This window comes from Bacillus sp. JJ1533, from assembly GCF_036965045.1.
In the GTDB taxonomy this organism is placed as follows: domain Bacteria; phylum Bacillota; class Bacilli; order Bacillales; family Bacillaceae_L; genus Ferdinandcohnia.
On sequence record NZ_JBALOV010000064.1, the window covers coordinates 11,814 to 14,354 of the forward strand.

Genomic DNA, 2,541 nt, shown 5'->3' on the forward strand with positions numbered 1-2,541 from the left:
CTTCATTTTTTCTATTAACCAATTCCTCACGTAACCTTCCCACAATTCTATTGTTAAAAATATTATTTAGACTGTCATTTACTGAAAGACCTACCAACTTAATTTCTTCTCTATCCAAAATATTCACTTGATTAATTTTCATAGTTACCACTCCTTATCTAATTAGATAGTATTGAATTTGGCTATGATTAAATAATTCTTCTTTTTTAAATAATCCCCTTTAGTAACTGTTCGACAAAACTTTTCTTCTTCAATTAAACTGCTTCGTTAGTGAAAAAGCGACTGCTCCGCTTGAACAATCGCCCCCTTTAGTTTTAGGAACCCACGCTTGGAAAGGCTCCTGGTTTTTCTAATTAATGTTTTTAAGGCTGCCATATTTCTAACATATTCCCATCTGGATCGCAAAATTTAAAGTTAGATCCAAAAGAAGGCCTATTTTCCGGAAGCTCGGATACAATTTTTACTCCGTTTTCCTTGAAACGATTGTACATTTCTTGGATACGTGGAGTAATAAAACAAGCTATAGGGTGTCGATTGCTGCTGCCAACCGTAAAACCTGAAATCTCGGCTCCTCCCTTTAAGGTCACAAGGAATATAGCTGGTACCGTTTGCCTTAAACCTGGTCCAGATAAATTCCCATTATAATCAGGAAATCTTAAGATCGATATTTGCATCCCAGGCTTAACAGGATTATGGTTTGTAGGTTCACAACCTAAATTACTTTGATACCATTTAATGGACTCGTAAACGTCTTTAACGGGAATGTAAATACAAGTTACGCCCGTAATATCTTCTTCCAGTTTCCCCTTTAATTTGATTTCTTTGTTAATTTTCATTTTTTTATTTCTCCCTTCTCATTTCTATTCGAATCAAACTCCTACCTACTATTATTCTTTATTAACCTTAATATTCCCTCTTCAACTAACCTGCCCCGTTACTTGAATAAGAAAAAGGCTTCACTCCATATTGTAGTAAAGCACCCTTTAATTGAATAAATGATATAGTGCAAAAATAATGGAACCCAATACGTTTTTAAAAATATCGAACAATTGACGATATAATATTTATAGGAGGCGGAGCATATGAGTAAAGAAACAATAAATGTAATTATTCTTGTTTTAGGTTTGATATTAGTGGCATTATCTAGATTTCCTATTATGTCTCAAACAATAGCAATAATAATTGGGTTGATTGGAGCAGCCACAATTATACTCGCAACTGTTCTAATGTTTAAAAATAAAAAGAACAAGAAATAGATTATGGAGTTTCAAAAGGGAAACATTAAGAAAACTTTGTTCGATGTAATTTGATAGATAAATAAGTCATAGGAAAGTAATGACTCGATTCACTATATTGAGTCATTTTTTTAATTTACAAAATCATCTACAAAAACATAAAAAAATTGGTTATATTCTTATTAAACTAACCTGCCCCGTTAGTTCATTAACTTCAACAAAAATATGCGATAATCCTTCTTGGATCATCGCACCCTTTACTTTAAGTACATTTTTTCACAAACTTTTGTTAGAGAAGTATAGATCTTTTTAATATATTTTAAAATATTTAACATCACATGGACTTATGATATGTACTAACAATTATAATATCAATTTTTTAAAAAAGAGAATCCCTCTCCCGAAAGAGAAGGACTCTATTGTATGAGGATTAGAAATTCTTACCAAAGCTCGTGCTATTGATAATTTGGCTATATAGAGAGTTCGCTTGTGATGTCCCACTACCATAGACAGCATTTGCGGCAGCTCTTACGGCTCTTTCTATTTTTGCTCTTTCTTGTAATCCCCATTCATATTCTTTTGGACCCTCTTCTGGACCAAGAATTTCAATCAATTCTTGTTTAGAAGTTCCAAGTGAGATATAAGCTGTACCATTATAGCGAATCATGCTTACTCCATTTCCACCAACTTCCACACCGATGATTTCACCAAAGCTATCACGCATAGAGTAGAAGTTGCCTGATTTAGACATTCCTGAACCACTTAGAATGCTATGAGCCTGAGATGCAGAAAGTTTAGATGGAGTGGCTTGAACCACTTTCGTACCTACTTTTACAATCTTATTGACAGGTTGTTTCGTTACACTTGAAGAAACCACATTTTTAGAAGTTAACGTTCCGTTTGTGTATGTTTCTTTATATGTGATTGTCTTCGTTCCATTGGAACCATTTTGTACTACCACTGTTTTGCCTTTTTCTAAGTTGGCATCATTTTGGGTTACGGTTTGGAATGGAATAGACTCCGTAGCCGTTGTTGTTTTTGTTGTAATGCTATCCTTTTTAGGAGCAGGAGTAGAAGTTGAAGGTGATTTAGCTTCAGTCTTCTTCTCAACCTTTACCGTAGCAGATGATGTGTTTCCTGTAGATTGCTCGGCGGTTGCTTTAGAGCCATCTTCGTTTTCTGTTCCCATCACTTTTGTATCATCTTCTTTTTTTTCTGTTTCAGTTTCTTTTGAATTGTCCTCTTGCTTATTATCCTCAGCTTTATTTTTTAACTTAGTTTCTTCTTTTCGTACATCTTTCTCAAT

3 protein-coding genes are annotated in these 2,541 nt (G+C 33.9%); 1 reads left to right on the forward strand and 2 read right to left on the reverse strand.

Features of this window, described 5'->3' with window-relative positions; genetic code table 11:
- Nucleotides 1-362: 362 nt before the first annotated feature.
- Entirely contained in the window at nucleotides 363-836 is a 474-nt protein-coding gene (locus V7138_RS24940) for a VOC family protein (protein ID WP_335402679.1), read from the reverse strand.
- A 246-nt stretch (nucleotides 837-1,082) separates the two neighbouring features.
- Here V7138_RS24940 and V7138_RS24945 point away from each other — a divergent pair, with 246 nt between their 5' ends.
- Nucleotides 1,083-1,256 carry a hypothetical protein gene (locus V7138_RS24945; RefSeq protein WP_335402681.1) on the forward strand — a complete coding sequence of 58 codons (174 nt, stop codon included), beginning with the start codon at nucleotides 1,083-1,085 and terminating at the stop codon, nucleotides 1,254-1,256.
- A 409-nt stretch (nucleotides 1,257-1,665) separates the two neighbouring features.
- On the opposite strand, the gene V7138_RS24950 is transcribed toward V7138_RS24945, so the two are convergent.
- Nucleotides 1,666-2,541, reverse strand: an 876-nt coding sequence (locus V7138_RS24950; protein ID WP_335402683.1) for a G5 domain-containing protein, incomplete at its 5' end; no start/stop codon positions are given.

Excerpts from the sequence above, each read along its gene's own strand:
- V7138_RS24940 (WP_335402679.1), bottom strand. The coding sequence starts at position 836 with ATGAAAATTAACAAAGAAATCAAATTAAAGGGGAAACTGGAAGAAGAT.
- V7138_RS24945 (WP_335402681.1), top strand. The coding sequence starts at position 1,083 with ATGAGTAAAGAAACAATAAATGTAATTATTCTTGTTTTAGGTTTGATA.